Origin of the sequence: Streptomyces ficellus, assembly GCF_009739905.1 — a bacterium.
GTDB lineage: Bacteria > Actinomycetota > Actinomycetes > Streptomycetales > Streptomycetaceae > Streptomyces > Streptomyces ficellus_A.
Genome location: NZ_CP034279.1, coordinates 5,668,763 through 5,687,074 on the forward strand (window position 1 = coordinate 5,668,763; position 18,312 = coordinate 5,687,074).

Sequence of the window (18,312 nt, forward strand, 5' to 3'; positions counted from 1 at the left end):
ACACCTTGGGAGGGGTTCACCCGTTAGGACCTGTGACGGTTCGTCCATCGCAGGGAGCCCCTTCATGATCGACACCCCGACGCTGGTGGACCAGTACTGCCACGGGGTGCTCCGCACCGAGCTGGGCCTGGGCACCTTCGAGACCCTCCTCGGCCGCACCGGCGGGCCACCCGCCGCCGGGACGACGTTCTTCGACACCCAGACCGGCTTCGCCGTACGGCGCTGGTGCCCGCCCCTGCTCGGGCTCGAACCGCACTGCCCGCCGGCCCGCTACCTGGCCCGCCGCCGCGAGCTGGGCGTCCTGGAAGCGGGCCGCCGGCTGCTGCGCGCCACCGGGATCTCCACCTACCTGGTCGAGACCGGCCTGCCCGGCGACCTCACCGGCCCGGTCGAACTCGCCGCGGCCGGCGGCGCCGGCGCCCACGAGATCGCCCGCCTGGAACTGCTCGCGCAGCAGGTCGCCGACACGTCCGGCACCGTCGACGCCCTGCTCGCCAACCTCGCCGAAGCCGTGCACGGGGCGGCCGTCTCCGCCGTCGCCTTCACCTCCGTGGCAGCGGTACGCCACGGGCTCGCCCTGGCCCCCGAGCCGCCCGGACCCGGCGAGGTGCGGGGCGCGGCGGGGCGCTGGCTCGCCGGGCGCCGGACGGGCGGGGCGCTCACCGACCCGGTCCTGCTGCGGCACCTGCTGTGGATCGCCGTCTCGTCGGGGCGCCCGCTCCAGCTGCACCTCGGCGACGACGACCCCACCACGCTCGGCGACTTCGCGGCGGCCACCGCGGGACTCGGCACCGACCTGGTGCTGCTGCACGGCTACCCGTACCACCGGCAGGCCGCGCACCTGACGAGCGTCTTCCCCCACGTCTACGCCGACCTGGGCCCCGCGCTCGCGCGGACGGGCGCGCGGGCGGCGGCCGTCCTGGCCGAGACCCTGGAGCTGGCCCCGTTCGGAAAGCTGCTGTTCTCCAGCGGCGCGCGCGGGCTGCCCGAACTGCACGTGGTGGGCGCGACCGTGTTCCGCGAGGCGCTCGGCCGCGTGCTGGCCGACTGGGTGGGCGACGGCTCCTGGTCCCGCCCCGACGCCCAGCGCGTGGCCGGGATGATCGCGGCGGGCAACGCCCGGCGGGTCTACCGGCTGGCCGAGGGCGCCTGACCTACGCCGTGGGGACCGCCGCCGCCTCCGGGGACTGCGCCGGGATCCCGGCGCCCGGCTCCGCGAGCGGCCGCTCGCGCAGGCTCAGGGCCAGCCGCAGCACCGCGATCCACATCAGCGACGAGCCCAGCATGTGCAGGCCCACCAGGACCTCCGGCACGCCCGTGAAGTACTGCACGTACCCGATCGCGCCCTGCGCCAGCAGCACCAGCAGCAGGTCGCGGGCGCGCGCCCGGACGTCGTCCGGGGCGTCCACCACGCGCAGTACGAAGAACATGGCCAGCGCCAGGGCGCACACCGCCCACGCGAAGAGCGCGTGGATCTGGGCGACCGAGGCGTAGTCGAACGGCATGCGCGGCACGTCACTGCTGTCGCCCGCGTGCTCACCGGAACCCGTCACCGTCGTGCCCGCCGCGACCAGCAGCCCGGCGACGACGACCAGCGTCCAGCCCAGCTTCCGCACCGGCCCCGGGACGCGCGGGCGCGGGGCGCCGTCGCCCTCCCGGGTGCGCAGCCAGCTGACGGTGGTCACCGTCAGCAGCGCGTTGGCGGCGAGGAAGTGGACGGCCACGGTCCACGGGTTCAGTTCCAGGCGGACCGTGATGCCGCCGATGACGGCGTTGAGCGCCACGATCCAGAACTGGAGCCAGCCCAGCCGGCTCAGCCCGCGTAGCCGCGGCTTCGCCGCCCGGGCCGCCACGATGAACCAGCCCACGGCCGCCGACACCACATACGTCAGCATCCGGTTGCCGAACTCGATGGCGCCGTGGATGCCCTGCTCGGACGTGGTGAACAGACTGTCGTCCGTGCACTTGGGCCAGGTGTCGCAGCCGAGGCCGGAACCGGTCAGCCGGACGGCGCCGCCCGTCACGATGATGACGACGGTCATCACCACGGCGGAGAGCGCGGCGCGCCGGACCGTCTTGGGGGAGGGGGTCCAGCGCTGGGCGATGTAGGCGAGGGGGGTCAACACGGACACCATCGTAAGCGTCCGCTTGTGCACCGATTCACGAGGCCCCCCGCCGGGCGCCCCGGGGCTACTCCCAGCGGAAGAAGCGGGCCGCCGCACCCAGTCCGAGCACCGCCCACACCGCCAGGACCGCCGCCGCGCCCCACGGCAGGGACGCCCCGCCCTGGAGCACGTCCCGCAGGCCGTCCGACAGCGCCGAGATCGGCAGCAGCTCAAGCGCCGCGCGCGCCGCGCCGGGGAACCGCTCCAGCGGCACGATCACCCCGCCGCCCACCAGGAGCAGCAGGAACACCAGGTTCGCGGCGGCCAGCGTCGCCTCGGCCCGCAGGGTGCCGGCCATCAGCAGTCCGAGCCCGGAGAAGGCCGCGGTGCCGAGCAGGAGCAGCAGGAGCACGGAGAAGGGGTTCCCCCGCGGCGACCAGCCCAGCGCCAGCGCGATCACCGTCAGCAGGGCCACCTGGAGCACCTCGGTGACCAGGACCGAGAGGGTCTTCGCCGTCATCAGCGCCCAGCGGGGCAGCGGGGACGCGCCGAGCCGCTTGAGCACCCCGTACCGCCGCTCGAAGCCGGTCCCGATCGCCTGGCCGGTGAAGGCCGTCGACATCACGGCGAGCGCGAGGACACCCGGGGCCAGGAAGTCGACGGCCCTGCCGTCGCCGGTGTCGACGATGTCGACCGTCGAGAACAGCACGAGCAGCAGCGACGGGATGATCACGGTGAGCAGCAGCTGCTCCCCGTTGCGCAGCAGCATCCGCGTCTCGAACGCGGCCTGCGCGGCGATCATCCGCCCGAGCGGCGCCGCACCGGGCTGGGGCGTGTGGGTCCCGGCGCTCATGAACGCAGCTCCTTGCCGGTCAGTTCCAGGAAGACGTCCTCGAGGGTGTGCCGCTCGACCGCTATGCCGTCGGGCATCACACCGGCTTGCGCGCACCAGGTGGTGACCGTCGCCAGCAGCTGGGGGTCGACCGTGCCGCTGATGCGGTACGCGCCTGGCGTCAGCTCGGCGGCGGCCGTCCCGTCGGGCAGCGCCTTGAGCAGCGAGCCGAGGTCGAGACCGGGCCGCCCGGTGAAGCGCAGGGTGTTCTCGGCGCCGCCCCGGCACAGCTGCTCGGGGCTGCCCTGGACGGCCACCCGCCCGGCGTCGATGATCGCGACGTCGTCGGCCAGCTCCTCGGCCTCGTCCATGAAGTGGGTGGTCAGGACGGTGGTGACCCCGTCGGCGCGCAGCTCGCGGATCAACTCCCAGGTGGCGCGGCGGGCCTGCGGGTCGAGGCCCGCGGTCGGCTCGTCCAGGAAGACCAGCTCGGGCCGGCCGACCACGGCCAGGGCGAGCGCCAGGCGCTGCTGCTGGCCGCCGGAGAGCCTCCGGTAGGTCGTCCGGCCGCAGGACCCGAGCCCGAGGCGCTCGATCAGGGCGTCCACGTCGAGGGGGTGGGCGTGCAGCCTCGCCATGTGGCGGAGCATCTCGCCGGCGCGGGCGCCGGAGTAGACGCCGCCGGACTGGAGCATCACGCCGATCCTGGGGCGGAGGCGGGCCGCGTCGGCGACCGGGTCGAGGCCCAGGACGCGGACGCTGCCGGCGTCGGGGCGGCGGTAGCCCTCGCAGGTCTCGACGGTGGTGGTCTTGCCGGCCCCGTTGGGTCCCAGGACGGCGGTCACGGTGCCCGCCCGGACGTCGAGGTCGAGGCCGTCCACCGCGGTCTTGGTCCCGTACCGCTTGACCAGGCCCCGGACCTGGACGACGGACTCGTATCGCATGGCAACGAAGTCTAGAGAGCCGCGCGGCGCACCCCGTTCGGCGGGTGCGATCCGGAGATCCGCGGAGGCGCGGGAAGGGCGGCCGGCAAGATCGTCAGGAAGGACGCCACCGGAGCGGGACGGAGACCGCGAACGGGCAAAACGGGCAGGTCAGGCGGGGGTGCGGGCCGTTCACGGTGCCGTCGGCCCTGATCGTTTCCGCAGGTCAGGTTAGGTTTCCCTTAGTGATGTACGGCACCGTCCGCGCGTCGGACCTCGCTTGTCAGGCTCTGAGGAATTACGCAACAATGGCGTTGTGAAAAACGTCGGTGAGGCTCCCGCGGCTCCAGCGGAGGAACTCGCGACCGGGGAGCGCTCCACGCGCAACCGGGTCGCGCGGTCCATCCTGGATCACGGCCCGTCCACCGTGGCCGAGCTCGCCAAGCGGCTCGGACTCACGCAGGCCGCCGTACGCCGGCACCTCGACGCCCTGGTCTCCGACGACGTCGTCGCCGCCCGCGAACAGCGCGTGTACGGGGCCCGCACCCGTGGCCGCCCGGCCAAGGTGTTCGCCCTGACCGACTGCGGCCGGGACGCCTTCGACCAGTCGTACGACTCGCTCGCCGTGGACGCCCTCCGCTGGATCGAGGAGAACGCCGGCGGGGAGGCGGCCGTCGCCGCCTTCGCGCGCGACCGGATCGAGACCCAGGCGGAGGCCTACCGCGAGGCGGTCGAGGCGGCGGCGCCGGAGGACCGCGCCGAGGCGCTCGCCAAGGCCCTCAGCGCGGACGGGTACGCTGCCACGGCGCGCAACGCGCCGGTCGGACAGCAGCTGTGCCAGCACCACTGCCCGGTCGCCCATGTGGCCGAGCGGTACCCGCAGCTGTGCGAGGCGGAGACCGAGGTCTTCAGCCGCCTGCTCGGCACCCACGTGCAACGACTGGCGACGATCGCCCACGGCGACGGGGTCTGCACGACGTACATCCCGCACACCACACCATCAGCATCCGCAAGCACGGCCGGGAGGAACCCCGCATGACCACCGAGATCAGCCACCCCGAGCTTGAGGGCCTGGGTCGGTACGAGTACGGCTGGGCCGACTCGGACGCGGCCGGTGCCGCCGCCAAGCGCGGTCTCTCCGAGGCTGTCGTCCGCGACATCTCCGCGAAGAAGAACGAGCCCGAGTGGATGCTGAAGCTGCGGCTGAAGGGTCTGCGCCTCTTCGACAAGAAGCCCATGCCGAACTGGGGCTCCGACCTGTCGGGCATCGACTTCGACAACATCAAGTACTTCGTCCGCTCCACCGAGAAGCAGGCCGGTTCCTGGGAGGACCTGCCCGAGGACATCAAGAACACGTACGACAAGCTCGGCATCCCCGAGGCGGAGAAGCAGCGCCTCGTCGCCGGTGTCGCGGCCCAGTACGAGTCCGAGGTCGTCTACCACCAGATCCGCGAGGACCTGGAGGAGCAGGGCGTCATCTTCCTGGACACCGACACCGCGCTCAAGGAGCACCCGGAGCTCTTCCAGGAGTACTTCGGCACGGTCATCCCGGTCGGCGACAACAAGTTCGCGTCGCTGAACACCGCGGTGTGGTCCGGCGGCTCGTTCATCTACGTCCCCAAGGGCGTGCACGTCGAGATCCCGCTCCAGGCCTACTTCCGCATCAACACCGAGAACATGGGCCAGTTCGAGCGGACGCTGATCATCGTCGACGAGGACGCCTACGTCCACTACGTCGAGGGCTGCACCGCCCCGATCTACTCCTCGGACTCGCTGCACAGCGCCGTCGTCGAGATCATCGTGAAGAAGGGCGGCCGCTGCCGCTACACGACGATCCAGAACTGGTCGAACAACGTCTACAACCTGGTCACCAAGCGCGCCGTGGCCTACGAGGGCGCGACCATGGAGTGGGTCGACGGCAACATCGGCTCCAAGGTGACCATGAAGTACCCGGCCGTCTACCTGATGGGCGAGCACGCCAAGGGCGAGACCCTGTCCATCGCCTTCGCGGGCGAGGGCCAGCACCAGGACGCCGGCGCCAAGATGGTCCACATGGCCCCGAACACCTCCTCCAACATCGTCTCCAAGTCGGTGGCGCGAGGCGGCGGCCGCACCTCCTACCGCGGTCTCATCGAGATCGGCGAGGGCGCCCCGGGCTCCAAGTCGAACGTGCTGTGCGACGCGCTGCTCGTCGACACGATCTCCCGCTCGGACACGTACCCGTACGTCGACGTCCGCGAGGACGACGTGTCCATGGGCCACGAGGCGACCGTCTCCAAGGTCTCCGAGGACCAGCTCTTCTACCTGATGAGCCGCGGCCTGTCGGAGGACGAGGCCATGGCCATGATCGTGCGCGGCTTCGTCGAGCCGATCGCCAAGGAGCTGCCCATGGAGTACGCGCTCGAGCTCAACCGGCTGATCGAGCTGCAGATGGAAGGCGCGGTGGGCTGACCGCCCCCCGGCACCGTCGATCACGTCCCCGGGCCCACCAGGTGTGAGACCGGGTGAGTCCAGCGAGCCGCCCGCGGGGCGACCGGCCCCGGCCGGACCCGCCCCGCGCGGCGAACGCACCGAACGCAGAAAGCGAGCAGACCGACAGCCATGGCTGAGGCTCAGAATCTCCCGGCGGGCTCCACCACCGCCGGCTCCATCGCGGTGGCCGCCGAGTCCACCGTCGCGACCCGCATGAGCGCCCCCCCGTCCTTCGACGTCGCGGACTTCCCCGTCCCGCACGGTCGTGAGGAGGAGTGGCGGTTCACGCCGCTGGAGCGGCTGCGGGGCCTGCACGACGGCACCGCGATCGCCACCGGCGACGGCGTGCGCGTCGACGTGGAGGCGCCCGAGGGCGTCACCGTCGAGACCGTCGGCCGCGACGACGAGCGGCTCGGCCGGGCCGGCACGCCGGTGGACCGGGTCGCCGCCCAGGCGTACTCCGCCTTCGAGAAGGCCTCGGTCGTCACCGTGCCCAAGGAGACCGTGCTCACCGAGCCGGTCCGCATCTCCGTGTACGGCCAGGGCGGCACCGCCTTCGGCCACCAGCTGATCGAACTCGGCGCGTTCGCCGAGGCCGTCGTGGTCATCGACCACACCGGTGACGCCGTGCTCGCCGCCAACGTCGACTACGTCCTCGGCGACGGCGCCAAGCTCACCGTCGTCTCCATCCAGGACTGGGACGAGAAGGCCGTCCACGTCGGCCAGCACAACGCGCTGGTCGGCCGCGACGCCTCCTTCAAGTCGGTCGTCGTCACCTTCGGCGGTGACCTCGTCCGCCTGCACCCGCGCGTGACGTACGCCGCCACCGGCGGCGAGGCCGAGCTGTTCGGCCTGTACTTCACCGAGAAGGGCCAGCACCAGGAGCACCGCCTCCTCGTCGACCACAACACCCCGCACTGCAAGTCGAACGTCGCCTACAAGGGCGCGCTCCAGGGCGACAACGCCCACGCCGTGTGGATCGGTGACGTGCTCATCCAGGCCGCCGCCGAGGGCACCGACACGTACGAGATGAACCGCAACCTGGTTCTGACCGACGGCGCCCGCGTCGACTCCGTGCCCAACCTGGAGATCGAGACCGGCGAGATCGCCGGCGCCGGTCACGCCTCCGCCACCGGCCGCTTCGACGACGAGCAGCTCTTCTACCTGATGGCCCGCGGCATCCCGGAGACCGAGGCCCGCCGCCTCGTCGTCCGCGGCTTCTTCGCCGAACTGGTCCAGCAGATCGGGCTCCCCGACGTCGAGGAGCGCCTCATGGCCAAGATCGAGGCCGAGCTGGAGGCGTCCGTCTGATGCCTTTCGTCCGAGCCTGCGGGCTGAGCGAGCTGGAGGAGGACACCCCGAAGCGGGTGGAACTCGACGGCACGCCCATCTCCGTCGTCCAGACCGAGGGCGAGGTGTTCGCGATCCACGACATCTGCTCGCACGCGAACGTCTCGTTGTCGGAGGGCGAGGTCGAGGACTGCCAGATCGAGTGCTGGCTGCACGGGTCCGCCTTCGACCTGCGCACCGGCAAGCCGTCCGGCCTTCCCGCGACGCGCCCCGTCCCCGTATACCCCGTCAAGATCGAAGGGGACGATGTGCTCGTCTCCGTCACCCAGGAGTCCTGAGTCACCCATGGCAACGCTTGAAATCCGCGACCTGCACGTCTCCGTCGAGGCCGACAACGCCACCAAGGAGATCCTCAAGGGCGTCGACCTGACCGTGAAGCAGGGCGAGACCCACGCCATCATGGGCCCCAACGGCTCCGGCAAGTCCACGCTCGCCTACTCGCTGGCCGGCCACCCCAAGTACACGATCACCGGCGGCACCGTCACCATCGACGGCGAGGACGTCCTGGAGATGTCCGTCGACGAGCGCGCCCGCGCCGGCGTCTTCCTCGCCATGCAGTACCCGGTCGAGGTCCCCGGCGTCTCCGTCAGCAACTTCCTGCGCACCTCCGCCACCGCCGTCCGCGGCGAGGCCCCCAAGCTCCGCACCTGGGTGAAGGAGGTCAAGGAGGCCATGCAGCGCCTCAACATGGACCCCTCCTTCGCCGAGCGGAACGTCAACGAGGGCTTCTCCGGCGGTGAGAAGAAGCGCCACGAGATCCTCCAGCTGGAGCTCCTCCGCCCGAAGATCGCGATCCTCGACGAGACCGACTCCGGCCTGGACGTCGACGCGCTGCGCATCGTCTCCGAGGGCGTCAACCGCGTCCGCGAGACCGGCGAGGTCGGCACCCTGCTGATCACGCACTACACGCGCATCCTGCGCTACATCAAGCCGGACCACGTCCACGTCTTCGCCGGCGGCCGCATCGTCGAGTCGGGCGGCCCCGAGCTGGCCGACAAGCTCGAGGCCGAGGGCTACGCGTCGTACACGAACCGCGACGACACGAAGGGTGGCGCATCCCAGTGAGCGACGCGCGCGAGGCCACCGGCCCGCAGACGACCTGCGACTCGCAGGTGCGCCTCGCGGGCGGAGAAGCTCACGAAAGGGGCACAGTGTGACACAGCTGCCGGGCCTCCTCGACACCGAGGCGCTCCGCAAGGACTTCCCGATCCTCGACCGGGTGCTGCACGACGGCAAGAAGCTCGTGTACCTGGACAACGCGGCGACCTCGCAGACGCCGCGCCAGGTCATCGACGCCGTCAGTGAGTACTACGAGCGGCACAACGCCAACGTGCACCGCGGCGTGCATGTGCTGGCCGAGGAGGCCACGGCGCTGTACGAGGGGGCGCGTGACAAGGTCGCCGCCTTCATCAACGCGCCCAGCCGGGACGAGGTGATCTTCACCAAGAACGCCTCGGAGTCGCTCAACCTCGTCGCCAACATGCTGGGCTGGGCCGACGAGCCCTACCGCGTCGACAGCGAGACCGAGATCGTCATCACGGAGATGGAGCACCACTCCAACATCGTCCCGTGGCAGCTGCTCTCGCAGCGCACCGGCGCGAAGCTGAAGTGGTTCGGCCTCACCGACGACGGCCGCCTCGACCTGTCGAACATCGACGAGGTCATCACCGAGAAGACGAAGATCGTCTCCTTCACGCTGGTCTCCAACATCATGGGCACCGTCAACCCGGTCGAGGCGATAGTGCGCCGCGCCCAGGACGTCGGCGCCCTCGTGCTGCTCGACGCCTCGCAGGCCGCCCCGCACATGCCGCTGGACGTGCAGGCCCTCCAGGCCGACTTCGTCGCCTTCACCGGCCACAAGATGTGCGGCCCGACCGGCATCGGCGTGCTGTGGGGCCGCCAGGAGCTGCTGGAGGACCTCCCGCCGTTCCTCGGCGGCGGCGAGATGATCGAGACCGTGTCGATGAGCTCGTCGACGTACGCCCCGGCGCCGCACAAGTTCGAGGCGGGTACGCCCCCGATCGCGCAGGCCGTCGGCCTCGGCGCGGCGGTGGACTACCTGTCGTCGATCGGCATGGACAAGATCGCCGCGCATGAGCACGCGATCACGGAGTACGCGGTCCGCCGCCTCCAGGAGGTCCCCGACCTGCGGATCATCGGCCCGGTGACGGCCGAGGACCGCGGTGCGGCGATCTCGTTCGTCCTGGGCGACATCCACCCGCACGACGTGGGCCAGGTCCTCGACGAGCAGGGCATCGCCGTGCGGGTGGGCCACCACTGCGCACGGCCGGTGTGCCTCCGGTACGGAATTCCTGCGACCACGCGGGCGTCGTTCTATCTGTACTCCACGCCGGCCGAGGTGGACGCCTTGGTCGACGGGCTGGAGCACGTCCGGAACTTCTTCGGCTAGGAGCGGGTGTGAAGCTGGATTCGATGTACCAGGACGTCATCCTGGACCACTACAAGAACCCGCACGGGCGGGGCTTGCGGGACGGCGACGCCGAGGTGCACCACGTCAACCCGACGTGCGGCGACGAGATCACGCTGCGCGTGAAGTACGACGGGACGCGCATCGCGGACGTGTCGTACGAGGGCCAGGGCTGCTCGATCAGCCAGGCGTCCGCCTCCGTGCTGAACGAACTCCTCGTCGGCAAGGAACTCGCCGAGGCGCAGGCGATCCAGGCCACCTTCCTGGAGCTGATGCAGTCCAAGGGCAAGGTCGAGCCCGATGACGCGATGGAGGAGGTGCTGGAGGACGCGGTGGCGTTCGCCGGTGTCTCCAAGTACCCGGCCCGGGTGAAGTGCGCCCTGCTGAGCTGGATGGCCTGGAAGGACGCGACCGCCCAGGCGATGGGCGACGGCGCGGAGAGGAACACGGCATGACTGAGAACGACACGGCCGGGAAACTGGCGGCCGGCGGCGAGACCGCCGAGTCCGTGGAGACGCAGCCGGCAGCCGGCGCCGGGACCGACGGGGCCGCTCCGGTCGCCGCGGCGCCCGGCGGTGCGGCCACCGGGACGAAGCCGGCCTCCGAGGAGGAGGTCCGCGAGGCGCTGTACGACGTCGTCGACCCCGAGCTGGGCATCGACGTGGTCAACCTCGGCCTCATCTACGGCATCCACATCGACGACTCCAACGTCGCCACCCTCGACATGACGCTGACGTCGGCGGCCTGCCCGCTGACCGACGTGATCGAGGACCAGGCGAAGGCCGCGACGGACGGCATCGTCAACGAGCTGAAGATCAACTGGGTCTGGATGCCGCCGTGGGGCCCGGACAAGATCACGGACGACGGCCGGGAGCAGCTCCGCGCGCTCGGCTTCAACGTCTGACGCCTCGCCCCGCGCGGGCTGCGACGGCCATGCCCTCCCCCTGCTCTTCGGAGCGGCGGGGAGGGCATGGCCGTTTACTCACGTCCCGAGGGGTCGCTCCTGCCGCGGAGCGTTCGCGGCCGCGGCGAGGGTCGCGGCCAGGTTCTCCCGCCGGATGCGCTGGTCGACGTAGAGCAGGGCGACGACCAGCTGCGGGAAGGCGGCCGTGAAGACCTGGGCGACGATCTGGGCGATCACACCGAACGCCAGGGACGTCACGACGATCGCCACCGCGGCCTCGGCGCTGGGGGCGCCCTCGCCGAACCCGTCCCCGGCGAACCGCTGCACGAAGGAGAACGGCATCTGGATCGCGTAACTCGCCATCCACGCGATCAGGGAACCGAGCAGCGAGATGCCGAGGACGCGCCACCAGTCGCCGCGCACCAGCTGCGCCGACCGCGCCATGGAGTCGAGGGCGCCCCGGCCCTCGAACACCGCGACGGCGGGCGCGAAGCTGAACCGCACCCACAGCCAGACCGCCACCGGGGCGGTCGCCAGCACGCCGAGTGCGGACAGCACCAGCAGCCACCCCATACCGCTGCTCTCACCCACGGCCACGGCGAACAGCGACACCATCGAGGTCACGAGCGCCACCAGCATCAGCAGCATCGGCACGGCCGCGATCAGCCACACGAGCAGGAGGCTGCCGAGCACGGCGCCCAACCGCGACCGGGCCCGGCGCCACACCGTGCCGATGGTCACGGGCCGGCCGAGGACGGCGTCCTGGAGGACGGCCGGGCAGCTCGCGCAGACGACCGCGTTGGCCAGCAGCAGGACGAGCATGCCGAACAGGTAGACGCCGACGAACGTCGCCAGGAGCGGCAGGTACGCGTCGGGCCCGCTGAAGTCGCGCGGCGACCCGTCCACGAGGCGGTCGATGTCCTCCCGGGTGGCCAGGTATGCGAGGAGCAGCACCCCGCCGAAGAGGACGAGCGCGGCGGCGTAGGCGGCGAGCGCGATGCCGAGGAACTGCTTCCAGTGCCGGCCCAGGGTGGCGAACGCGCCCCCGAGCACCTCCGCGACGCCCAGCGGCCCGAGCGGGATCACCCCCGGCTTGGGCGGAGGCGGAGGTGCCCAGCCGCCGCCCCAGCCGTACGGCCCTCCCGGCGGTCCCGGCGGTGGTCCCGTCGGCGGCCCCCACCCGGTGTGCTGCGACATGCGTGCCCGTCCCCCTCGTACTGGTGTGTGACTCCTGACGTGGACACGTTATCCGGCTTCGATGCGTACACTCGTACACATGGGATACGGACTGCTCACCGCGGCGATCGTGGCGGAGGTCGCCGGGACGACCGCCATGAAGTACAGCGAGGGCTTCACCCGGCTCTGGCCCTCGCTCATCACCGTCGCGGGCTACCTGCTCGCCTTCACCCTCCTCGCGCAGACACTGAAGACGCTCTCCGTCGGCACCGCCTACGCGATCTGGGCCGGCGCGGGCACGGCGGCCGTCGCCGCCATCGGAATGGTCTTCCTCGACGAGTCGACCAGCCTCGTCAAGATCGCCGGCATCCTCCTGGTCATCGCCGGGGTCGTCGTCCTCAACATCGGCGGAGCCCACTGATGGCGCCGCGCCGCTACGACCCTGGCCGGCGCGACCGCATCATCGACGCCGCGATCCGGGTCGTCGGACGCGGCGGCATCGCCGGGCTCAGCCACCGCACGGTGGCCGCGGAGGCGGACGTGCCGCTCGGCTCCACGACGTACCACTTCGCCTCCCTCGACGAACTGCTCGTCGCCGCGCTGCGCCGCACCGGCGAGAACTTCGCCGCCGCCGTCCGCACCAGCGGCGCGCTCACCGACCCCGGGGCCGACCTCGCCGCGGAGCTCGCCCGGCTCACCGGGGAGTGGCTCGGCGGCGAACGCACCGGCGTGGAGCTGGAGTACGAGCTGTACCTCGCCGCTCTCCGCCGTCCGGCGCTGCGGCCCGTGGCCGCCGAGTGGGCGGACGGCGTGGCCGCCGCCCTCGCGGGCCGCACCGACCCGGCCACCGCCCGCGCGCTGGTCGCCCTGATCGACGGGATCTGCCTCCAGGTCCTGCTCACGGACACGGTCTACGACGAGGCGTACGCCGCCGAGATGCTGGGGCGCCTGCTCGCGTGAACCCTTCCCGGGCCTGCGGGCAACAAGGGACGTGACCACACCCGCCAGAGACGGAGCCCCCGTGACCGGCCCACCGGGCAAGGACGACGCCACCGTCATCGCCGCGTCCCTGGACCGCCCCGAGGACTTCGCCGAGCTGTACAACCGGCACGCCGCCGACATCCACCGGTACGCCGCCCGGCGGCTCGGTGACGCGGCCGCCGACGACATCACCGCCGACACGTTCCTCGCCGCGTTCCGGGCCCGATCCCGCTACGACCTCACCCGCGCCAACGCACGGCCCTGGCTGTACGGCATCGCCGCCAACCTGATCGGCAAGCAGCGCCGCGCCGAGATCCGCGCGCTCAACGCGCTCGCCCGCACCGGACGCGACCCGGTCGCCGAGTCCTGGGTCGACCACGCCGACGACCGCGTCACCGCCCAGGCCGCGCACCGCCCGCTCGCCGGCGCGCTCGCGTCCCTGTCGGGCGGCGACCGGCACGTGCTGCTGCTGGTCGCCTGGGCGGACCTGACGTACCAGGAGGTCGCCGAGGCGCTCTCCATCCCCGTCGGCACCGTCCGCTCCCGCCTCAACCGGGCCCGCAAGAAGGTGCGGGCCGCGCTGGGCGACTGCGACCCCACCCTCGTACGCGACTTCGCTCCGGAGGCCAGCCATGGATGAGATGCGCACGCTCCAGGACTTCCGCGCGGACGCCCCTGCCCCCGACCACGCCCGCCTCACCCCCGGCCGCCAGCGCCTCCTCGACGAGGCGGCCCGGCCCCGGCGCCTGCGGGCGGGGTGGTTGCTCGCGACGGCGGGTGCGGCGGCCGCGGTCACGGCGGTGGCGGTGCTCGTCACACTGCTGCCGGGCAGCCCGGAACCCCCGCCGCCCGCGGTCAAGCCCAAGCCGGACCAGTGGGTCTACCGCAAGACCCAGTGGTACGGGCCCCGGTGCGACACCGTGCGCAGCGGCCGCCCGGGCATGGAGTGGCTCGCCTTCGACCTCCGCCACCAGCAGGGCGACCAGCCCTGCTCGCTGGAGCAGCGCGCGGAGCCTCCCGAGGAGGCGTGGGAGCGCTACGACGGCCGGGAGGAGCGGCCCGGCTTCGACGCCACGCCTCCCGCGCAGACCCCGACGGGCGCCAGGGACAACGGGGCCGGCAGTGACACCCTCACCCACCGGCAGGCGGACGCCCTGGTCGAGGACCTGCCGGACGATCCCGGGGCCGCCCTCGTACTGATCCGGAAGCGCTCCATCCCGAGCAGTGTGTCCAGCGCGTGGCGCATGACCCGGGCCCAGCGCGACTTCGAGGAGATCGCGGAAATCCTGGGAACCGCGACCACCGTGCCCGAGGACAAGAGGAAGGTACTGCTGCGGACCGCCGGGGACCTGGAGGGAGCGCGGTCGGTCTCCACCGACGCGCCGGGGAGCGACCGGAAGCTCACGGCACTCTGGGTGGAGGGCAACCACCGCGACTACGCGTACGAGCGGAACACCTTCCGCGTCCTGATCGACCCGGAGACCCGCGAATTCCGCGGCTTCCAGCTGGTGGCCGGGATGGGGTACTGGGTCGGCGGCAAGAAGTCCGGCGGGCCCTTCGTGGCCAAGGGCACCGTCCTCGCCACCGGCCTGCGCACCGCCACCGAGGTCGTCGGCAAACCCGACCAGCGCCCCTGACGCCCGGCCCCTGACGGACGGGCCGGTCGCCCGCCCCGGGACGGGGGTCCGGGGCGGGCGGCCGGGCGGGGCGCGGGCGGGCGACCGGGAGGTGAGACCGGTTCGCCCGGGTGGTGGCGCGCCGGTTAGGTTTCAGGCATGACTTCTGCACCTCGCACCACCGGCGCCGTCGCCGCCGGCCTCGCCACCATCGCCGGTGACGGCACCGTCCTCGACACCTGGTTCCCGGCCCCCGAGCTCGTCGCCGAGCCCGGCCCCGCCGGGACGGAGCGGCTGACCGCCGACCAGGCCGTGAACCTCCTCGGTGACGGCGCCGCCAAGGCCATCGGCGTCGACGCCCGCCGCGGCGTCGAGGTCGTCGCCGTGCGCACGGTCGTCTCCTCGCTCGACGACAAGCCGCTCGACGCCCACGACGCGTACCTGCGCCTGCACCTGCTCAGCCACCGGCTGGTCAAGCCGCACGGCCAGAGCCTCGACGGGATCTTCGGGCTGCTCGCCAACGTCGCCTGGACGTCCCTCGGCCCGGTCGCCGTCGACGACCTGGAGAAGGTCCGGCTGAACGCCCGCGCCGAGGGCCTGCACCTGCAGGTCACCAGCGTCGACAAGTTCCCCCGCATGACCGACTACGTCGCGCCCAAGGGCGTCCGGATCGCCGACGCCGACCGCGTCCGGCTCGGCGCGCACCTCGCCGCCGGGACGACCGTCATGCACGAGGGCTTCGTCAACTTCAACGCCGGCACGCTCGGCACGTCGATGGTCGAGGGCCGCATCTCCGCGGGCGTCGTCATCGGCGACGGCTCCGACATCGGTGGCGGCGCCTCCACGATGGGCACCCTCTCCGGCGGCGGCAACGTCATCATCTCCGTCGGCGAGCGCTGCCTGATCGGCGCCGAGGCGGGCGTCGGGATCGCCCTCGGTGACGAGTGCGTCGTCGAGGCCGGCCTCTACATCACCGCCGGCACCCGCGTCACGATGCCCGACGGCCAGATCGTGAAGGCCCGCGAGCTGTCCGGCGCGTCGAACATCCTCTTCCGCCGCAACTCGGTCACCGGCACCGTCGAGGCCCGCCCGAACAACGCGGTGTGGGGCGGCCTCAACGACATCCTGCACAGCCACAACTGACCCGTGCGGTGGTGCACCGATTCGTGTGATCGTGCGTGACCTTTCCGCCACTCGGGTGGATAAGCAGGTCGCAACGGTCACACGATTCGGCGGCGCGAGGGACGGTTCATATGAAGATCGCAAGGCTGATCCTGCCGGGCGCGCTGGCCCTGGCGGCCGCCCTCTCCCCGGGAACCGCCCACGCCGATGAGGCGCACAGCGGCTCGGACAACGGCCACCGCGTGTCGCTGCTGTCCATCGGCCAGATCGACGACCCCATGGAGGACGTGCTGGAGCACGTCGCCATCCTCGGTCACAACCGCGTCGTCGGGTCCTGAGACCAGCTCCCCGTACGCGGCCCGCAGCCCGTCGACCACCTCCCGGTCGGCGGGCTGCGGCGTTCGCGGACCCGCCGGCGGGCCGCTCGGGCGGGCCGCTCGGGCGGGCCGCCCGGGCGGGCGGGACGAGCGGGTGAGGGTCATGATCGGAGGGTGCGGCCCGGCACGGCGCTGGGCTGCCTGTTCCTGCCCGTTCGCACGGGTGAGCGTTGCTGGAGCATCGGCTGGTTGCGAGAAGGCCCGGCGGGGTACCCGGACCTTCCCGTACGAGATGGGAGGCGATTCGCGTGGCCGGAGAACCCTCGGTCGGCGAGCTGGTGAAGCAGGCGTCGGAACAGCTCTCCGACCTGGTGAAGACCGAGATGCGCACGGCACAGGCCGAGATGATGCAGAAGGGGAAACGCGCCGGCAAGGGCGGCGGCATGCTCGGTGCCGCGGCCGCCGTCGGCTACGTCGGGCTGATCGGGGTGTGGGCCACCGTGGCCGCCGCCCTGGCCATCGTCCTCGACGTATGGCTCGCGGTGCTGATCGCGACCGCGCTGTTCCTGGCCGTCGCCGGTGCGCTCGCGGTCATGGGCCGCGCGCAGCTGAAACGGGCGGTGCCGCCCAAACCGGAGCGGGCGATCGACGGCGTGCGATCGGACGTCCACGAGCTCAAGGAGAGGGTCCACCGATGACACGGGACACGCACCACAGCCCCGGGCCTGACGAACTCCGCCTCCAGGCGGCACGCAAGCGGCAGGAACTGGGCGAGACCATCGACCAGCTCATGGCCAAGACCGATGTGAAGGCGCGCGCCGCCCACCTCGTGCACGACAAGACACCGGAACAGGTCCGTGAGAACACCCGGCCCCTCCTCGCGGCGGTCGCCGCGGCCGTGGTGGCGGGTGTCGTGCTGTGGCAGCTGCGGCGCAGCGGAAAGTGGGGGTGAGCGCCGCAATGGCGAAGCAGAAGAAGCGCAAGCAGAAGCTCCTCTACCGGCCGGTGGGCATCCTGCTCGGCATGGCGGGCGGCGCCGTGGCGAGCACGCTGTTCGCCAAGGCGTGGGCGGCGGTCGGTGACGGTGACGCCCCGGACGCCATGGACGAGGAACGGGAGTGGAAGGAGATCCTCCTGGCCGCGGCCATCCAGGGCGCCATCTTCGCGGTGGTCAAGGCGGCGGTCGACCGCTCCGGCGCGGTGGGCGTACGGCGCCTCACCGGCACCTGGCCGGGCTGACGGTCCCGGCCGGGCCGCCCGCGTCCCGCGTCCGGCATTGACCTCAACCGCACTTCATTTCCCACCATGGTCGTGCAGCCGCGCCCGCACCGGGCGCGGCCCTCAGCGGGAGGAACACGACATGACCGTGGTCAGCGAGCCCCACGCCCGTCCGGACCTGCGGCGCCCCGGCACCGGCGTCGTCAAGGTGAGCACCTGGCGCGTCGGTACGCCGGAGCGGCAGCGGGCCGCCGTCGACGCCATCGCCGCGGCCTGGCGCCGCCGGGACTGGCCGGACGTGGGGCTGCGGTCGTACACCGTCCACATCGGCGAGGACGGGGACACGCTCCTGCACTACTCGCAGTGGACCAGCGAGGAGGCGTACGAGGAGTTCTTCCGGTCCCACCGGGACGAGCGGAACGCCGAGATCGACGCCGCCGTCCCCGGCATCGAGCGCGTCGCGCTCCACTCGTACGCGCTCTACCGCAGCGCCCCGCCGGACCCGGACGACCACCGCGTACCCGGCTGCGTCGTGATCGTCGACGTCGAGTTCGACGGGCCGGACCCCGATCGCCAACGCGCTTGGGTGGACGGCGTGTTCGACGCGCTCGCCGGTGACCCGGCCCCCCACCCCGGCGGCATGTCGGCCCACTTCCATCTCGGCCTCGACGGCACCCGGGTGCTCAACTACGCCGAGTGGGAGAGCGCCGGGGCGCACGTCGAGGCACTCGCCGCGCCCGGCGACGGGGTCGGCTCCGACACCCCGCAGTGGCGGAAGGTACTGACCTTCCCCGGCGTCGTCGGGGGCGGGGTGAAGCGGTACGCGCCCGCGCTGAGCCTCGGCGCGGGCGCGGGCGCGCACTGAGCG

23 protein-coding genes are annotated in these 18,312 nt (G+C 72.2%); 19 read left to right on the forward strand and 4 right to left on the reverse strand.

Annotated elements, in window-relative coordinates:
• Positions 1-64: 64 nt before the first annotated feature.
• Positions 65-1,153, forward strand: a complete 1,089-nt coding sequence (locus tag EIZ62_RS25320; RefSeq protein WP_156694983.1) for an amidohydrolase family protein — start codon at positions 65-67, stop codon at positions 1,151-1,153.
• Between the two features lies 1 nt (position 1,154).
• On the opposite strand, the gene EIZ62_RS25325 is transcribed toward EIZ62_RS25320, so the two are convergent.
• Genes EIZ62_RS25325 through EIZ62_RS25335 form a run of 3 tightly spaced genes read right to left on the reverse strand, consistent with a single transcriptional unit; the run spans position 1,155 to position 3,881 of the window.
• Positions 1,155-2,135: a COX15/CtaA family protein gene (locus EIZ62_RS25325; protein WP_156694984.1), complete on the reverse strand. Its 981-nt coding sequence runs from the start codon at positions 2,133-2,135 to the stop codon at positions 1,155-1,157.
• Positions 2,136-2,190: 55 nt separating this feature from the next.
• Positions 2,191-2,958, reverse strand: a complete 768-nt coding sequence (locus tag EIZ62_RS25330; protein ID WP_156694985.1) for an ABC transporter permease — start codon at positions 2,956-2,958, stop codon at positions 2,191-2,193.
• A complete protein-coding gene (locus tag EIZ62_RS25335; RefSeq protein ID WP_156694986.1) occupies positions 2,955-3,881 on the reverse strand; it encodes an ABC transporter ATP-binding protein in 927 nt (308 codons plus the stop codon). Before EIZ62_RS25335 ends, EIZ62_RS25330 begins: the two co-directional genes overlap by 4 nt.
• Before the next feature lie 295 nt (positions 3,882-4,176).
• On the opposite strand from EIZ62_RS25335, the gene EIZ62_RS25340 reads away from it, so the two are divergent.
• The 8 genes from EIZ62_RS25340 to EIZ62_RS32565 all read left to right on the forward strand — a co-directional run bounded on the left by EIZ62_RS25340 (position 4,177) and on the right by EIZ62_RS32565 (position 11,014).
• Positions 4,177-4,899: a helix-turn-helix transcriptional regulator gene (locus EIZ62_RS25340; protein ID WP_156694987.1), complete on the forward strand. Its 723-nt coding sequence runs from the start codon at positions 4,177-4,179 to the stop codon at positions 4,897-4,899.
• A complete protein-coding gene (gene sufB / locus EIZ62_RS25345) occupies positions 4,896-6,311 on the forward strand; it encodes a Fe-S cluster assembly protein SufB (protein ID WP_156694988.1) in 1,416 nt (471 codons plus the stop codon). Before EIZ62_RS25340 ends, sufB begins: the two co-directional genes overlap by 4 nt.
• Before the next feature lie 150 nt (positions 6,312-6,461).
• Entirely contained in the window at positions 6,462-7,643 is a 1,182-nt protein-coding gene (sufD, locus tag EIZ62_RS25350) for a Fe-S cluster assembly protein SufD (protein ID WP_156694989.1), read from the forward strand.
• Entirely contained in the window at positions 7,643-7,960 is a 318-nt protein-coding gene (locus EIZ62_RS25355; RefSeq protein ID WP_126883593.1) for a non-heme iron oxygenase ferredoxin subunit, read from the forward strand. Before sufD ends, EIZ62_RS25355 begins: the two co-directional genes overlap by 1 nt.
• 7 nt (positions 7,961-7,967) lie before the next feature.
• Positions 7,968-8,747, forward strand: coding sequence for a Fe-S cluster assembly ATPase SufC (gene sufC, locus EIZ62_RS25360; RefSeq protein ID WP_156694990.1), 780 nt, complete (start codon positions 7,968-7,970; stop codon positions 8,745-8,747).
• A gap of 88 nt (positions 8,748-8,835) precedes the next feature.
• Positions 8,836-10,092, forward strand: coding sequence for a cysteine desulfurase (locus tag EIZ62_RS25365; protein WP_156694991.1), 1,257 nt, complete (start codon positions 8,836-8,838; stop codon positions 10,090-10,092).
• 8 nt (positions 10,093-10,100) lie between these two features.
• Positions 10,101-10,565, forward strand: a complete 465-nt coding sequence (sufU, locus tag EIZ62_RS25370) for a Fe-S cluster assembly sulfur transfer protein SufU (RefSeq protein ID WP_156694992.1) — start codon at positions 10,101-10,103, stop codon at positions 10,563-10,565.
• 53 nt (positions 10,566-10,618) lie between these two features.
• Positions 10,619-11,014 carry a metal-sulfur cluster assembly factor gene (locus EIZ62_RS32565; RefSeq protein WP_425281888.1) on the forward strand — a complete coding sequence of 132 codons (396 nt, stop codon included), beginning with the start codon at positions 10,619-10,621 and terminating at the stop codon, positions 11,012-11,014.
• Between the two features lie 78 nt (positions 11,015-11,092).
• Here the strand turns inward: EIZ62_RS32565 and EIZ62_RS25380 are convergent, their stop codons facing one another.
• Positions 11,093-12,211, reverse strand: a complete 1,119-nt coding sequence (locus tag EIZ62_RS25380; RefSeq protein WP_156694994.1) for a DUF7847 domain-containing protein — start codon at positions 12,209-12,211, stop codon at positions 11,093-11,095.
• 79 nt (positions 12,212-12,290) lie between these two features.
• Between EIZ62_RS25380 and EIZ62_RS25385 the strand changes: the two genes are divergently transcribed.
• From EIZ62_RS25385 to EIZ62_RS25430, 10 genes are all read left to right on the forward strand, one after another.
• A complete protein-coding gene (locus tag EIZ62_RS25385; RefSeq protein WP_156694995.1) occupies positions 12,291-12,611 on the forward strand; it encodes a DMT family transporter in 321 nt (106 codons plus the stop codon).
• Positions 12,611-13,150 (forward strand): TetR/AcrR family transcriptional regulator, encoded by a 540-nt coding sequence (locus EIZ62_RS25390; protein ID WP_156694996.1) that lies wholly within the window; start codon positions 12,611-12,613, stop codon positions 13,148-13,150. The genes EIZ62_RS25385 and EIZ62_RS25390 overlap by 1 nt, the downstream gene beginning before the upstream one ends.
• 61 nt (positions 13,151-13,211) lie before the next feature.
• Entirely contained in the window at positions 13,212-13,811 is a 600-nt protein-coding gene (locus EIZ62_RS25395; RefSeq protein ID WP_156694997.1) for an RNA polymerase sigma factor, read from the forward strand.
• Positions 13,804-14,808, forward strand: coding sequence for a hypothetical protein (locus EIZ62_RS25400; RefSeq protein WP_156694998.1), 1,005 nt, complete (start codon positions 13,804-13,806; stop codon positions 14,806-14,808). The genes EIZ62_RS25395 and EIZ62_RS25400 overlap by 8 nt, the downstream gene beginning before the upstream one ends.
• Positions 14,809-14,946: 138 nt before the next feature.
• Positions 14,947-15,930 (forward strand): 2,3,4,5-tetrahydropyridine-2,6-dicarboxylate N-succinyltransferase, encoded by a 984-nt coding sequence (dapD, locus tag EIZ62_RS25405; protein WP_156694999.1) that lies wholly within the window; start codon positions 14,947-14,949, stop codon positions 15,928-15,930.
• Between the two features lie 110 nt (positions 15,931-16,040).
• A complete protein-coding gene (locus tag EIZ62_RS25410; RefSeq protein ID WP_156695000.1) occupies positions 16,041-16,247 on the forward strand; it encodes a hypothetical protein in 207 nt (68 codons plus the stop codon).
• A 287-nt stretch (positions 16,248-16,534) separates the two neighbouring features.
• Positions 16,535-16,924 (forward strand): phage holin family protein, encoded by a 390-nt coding sequence (locus EIZ62_RS25415; RefSeq protein WP_244375963.1) that lies wholly within the window; start codon positions 16,535-16,537, stop codon positions 16,922-16,924.
• Positions 16,921-17,178, forward strand: a complete 258-nt coding sequence (locus EIZ62_RS25420; protein WP_156695001.1) for a DUF3618 domain-containing protein — start codon at positions 16,921-16,923, stop codon at positions 17,176-17,178. The genes EIZ62_RS25415 and EIZ62_RS25420 overlap by 4 nt, the downstream gene beginning before the upstream one ends.
• Before the next feature lie 8 nt (positions 17,179-17,186).
• Complete coding sequence (locus EIZ62_RS25425) at positions 17,187-17,465, forward strand: DUF4235 domain-containing protein (RefSeq protein WP_156695002.1); 279 nt, start codon at positions 17,187-17,189, stop codon at positions 17,463-17,465.
• 121 nt (positions 17,466-17,586) lie between these two features.
• Entirely contained in the window at positions 17,587-18,309 is a 723-nt protein-coding gene (locus EIZ62_RS25430) for an antibiotic biosynthesis monooxygenase (RefSeq protein ID WP_156695003.1), read from the forward strand.
• Positions 18,310-18,312: the final 3 nt, after the last annotated feature.

Bases quoted from the DNA above. Each gene is read 5' to 3' on its own strand.
- EIZ62_RS25410 (WP_156695000.1), top strand. From the start codon at position 16,041: ATGAAGATCGCAAGGCTGATCCTGCCGGGCGCGCTGGCCCTGGCGGCC.
- EIZ62_RS25320 (WP_156694983.1), top strand. From the start codon at position 65: ATGATCGACACCCCGACGCTGGTGGACCAGTACTGCCACGGGGTGCTC.
- EIZ62_RS25390 (WP_156694996.1), top strand. From the start codon at position 12,611: ATGGCGCCGCGCCGCTACGACCCTGGCCGGCGCGACCGCATCATCGAC.
- sufB (WP_156694988.1), top strand. From the start codon at position 4,896: ATGACCACCGAGATCAGCCACCCCGAGCTTGAGGGCCTGGGTCGGTAC.
- EIZ62_RS25420 (WP_156695001.1), top strand. From the start codon at position 16,921: ATGACACGGGACACGCACCACAGCCCCGGGCCTGACGAACTCCGCCTC.
- EIZ62_RS25400 (WP_156694998.1), top strand. From the start codon at position 13,804: ATGGATGAGATGCGCACGCTCCAGGACTTCCGCGCGGACGCCCCTGCC.
- EIZ62_RS25380 (WP_156694994.1), bottom strand. From the start codon at position 12,211: ATGTCGCAGCACACCGGGTGGGGGCCGCCGACGGGACCACCGCCGGGA.
- EIZ62_RS25385 (WP_156694995.1), top strand. From the start codon at position 12,291: ATGGGATACGGACTGCTCACCGCGGCGATCGTGGCGGAGGTCGCCGGG.
- sufC (WP_156694990.1), top strand. From the start codon at position 7,968: ATGGCAACGCTTGAAATCCGCGACCTGCACGTCTCCGTCGAGGCCGAC.
- EIZ62_RS25425 (WP_156695002.1), top strand. From the start codon at position 17,187: ATGGCGAAGCAGAAGAAGCGCAAGCAGAAGCTCCTCTACCGGCCGGTG.
- EIZ62_RS25430 (WP_156695003.1), top strand. From the start codon at position 17,587: ATGACCGTGGTCAGCGAGCCCCACGCCCGTCCGGACCTGCGGCGCCCC.
- EIZ62_RS25330 (WP_156694985.1), bottom strand. From the start codon at position 2,958: ATGAGCGCCGGGACCCACACGCCCCAGCCCGGTGCGGCGCCGCTCGGG.
- sufD (WP_156694989.1), top strand. From the start codon at position 6,462: ATGGCTGAGGCTCAGAATCTCCCGGCGGGCTCCACCACCGCCGGCTCC.
- EIZ62_RS25335 (WP_156694986.1), bottom strand. From the start codon at position 3,881: ATGCGATACGAGTCCGTCGTCCAGGTCCGGGGCCTGGTCAAGCGGTAC.
- EIZ62_RS25325 (WP_156694984.1), bottom strand. From the start codon at position 2,135: ATGGTGTCCGTGTTGACCCCCCTCGCCTACATCGCCCAGCGCTGGACC.
- EIZ62_RS25355 (WP_126883593.1), top strand. From the start codon at position 7,643: ATGCCTTTCGTCCGAGCCTGCGGGCTGAGCGAGCTGGAGGAGGACACC.
- dapD (WP_156694999.1), top strand. From the start codon at position 14,947: ATGACTTCTGCACCTCGCACCACCGGCGCCGTCGCCGCCGGCCTCGCC.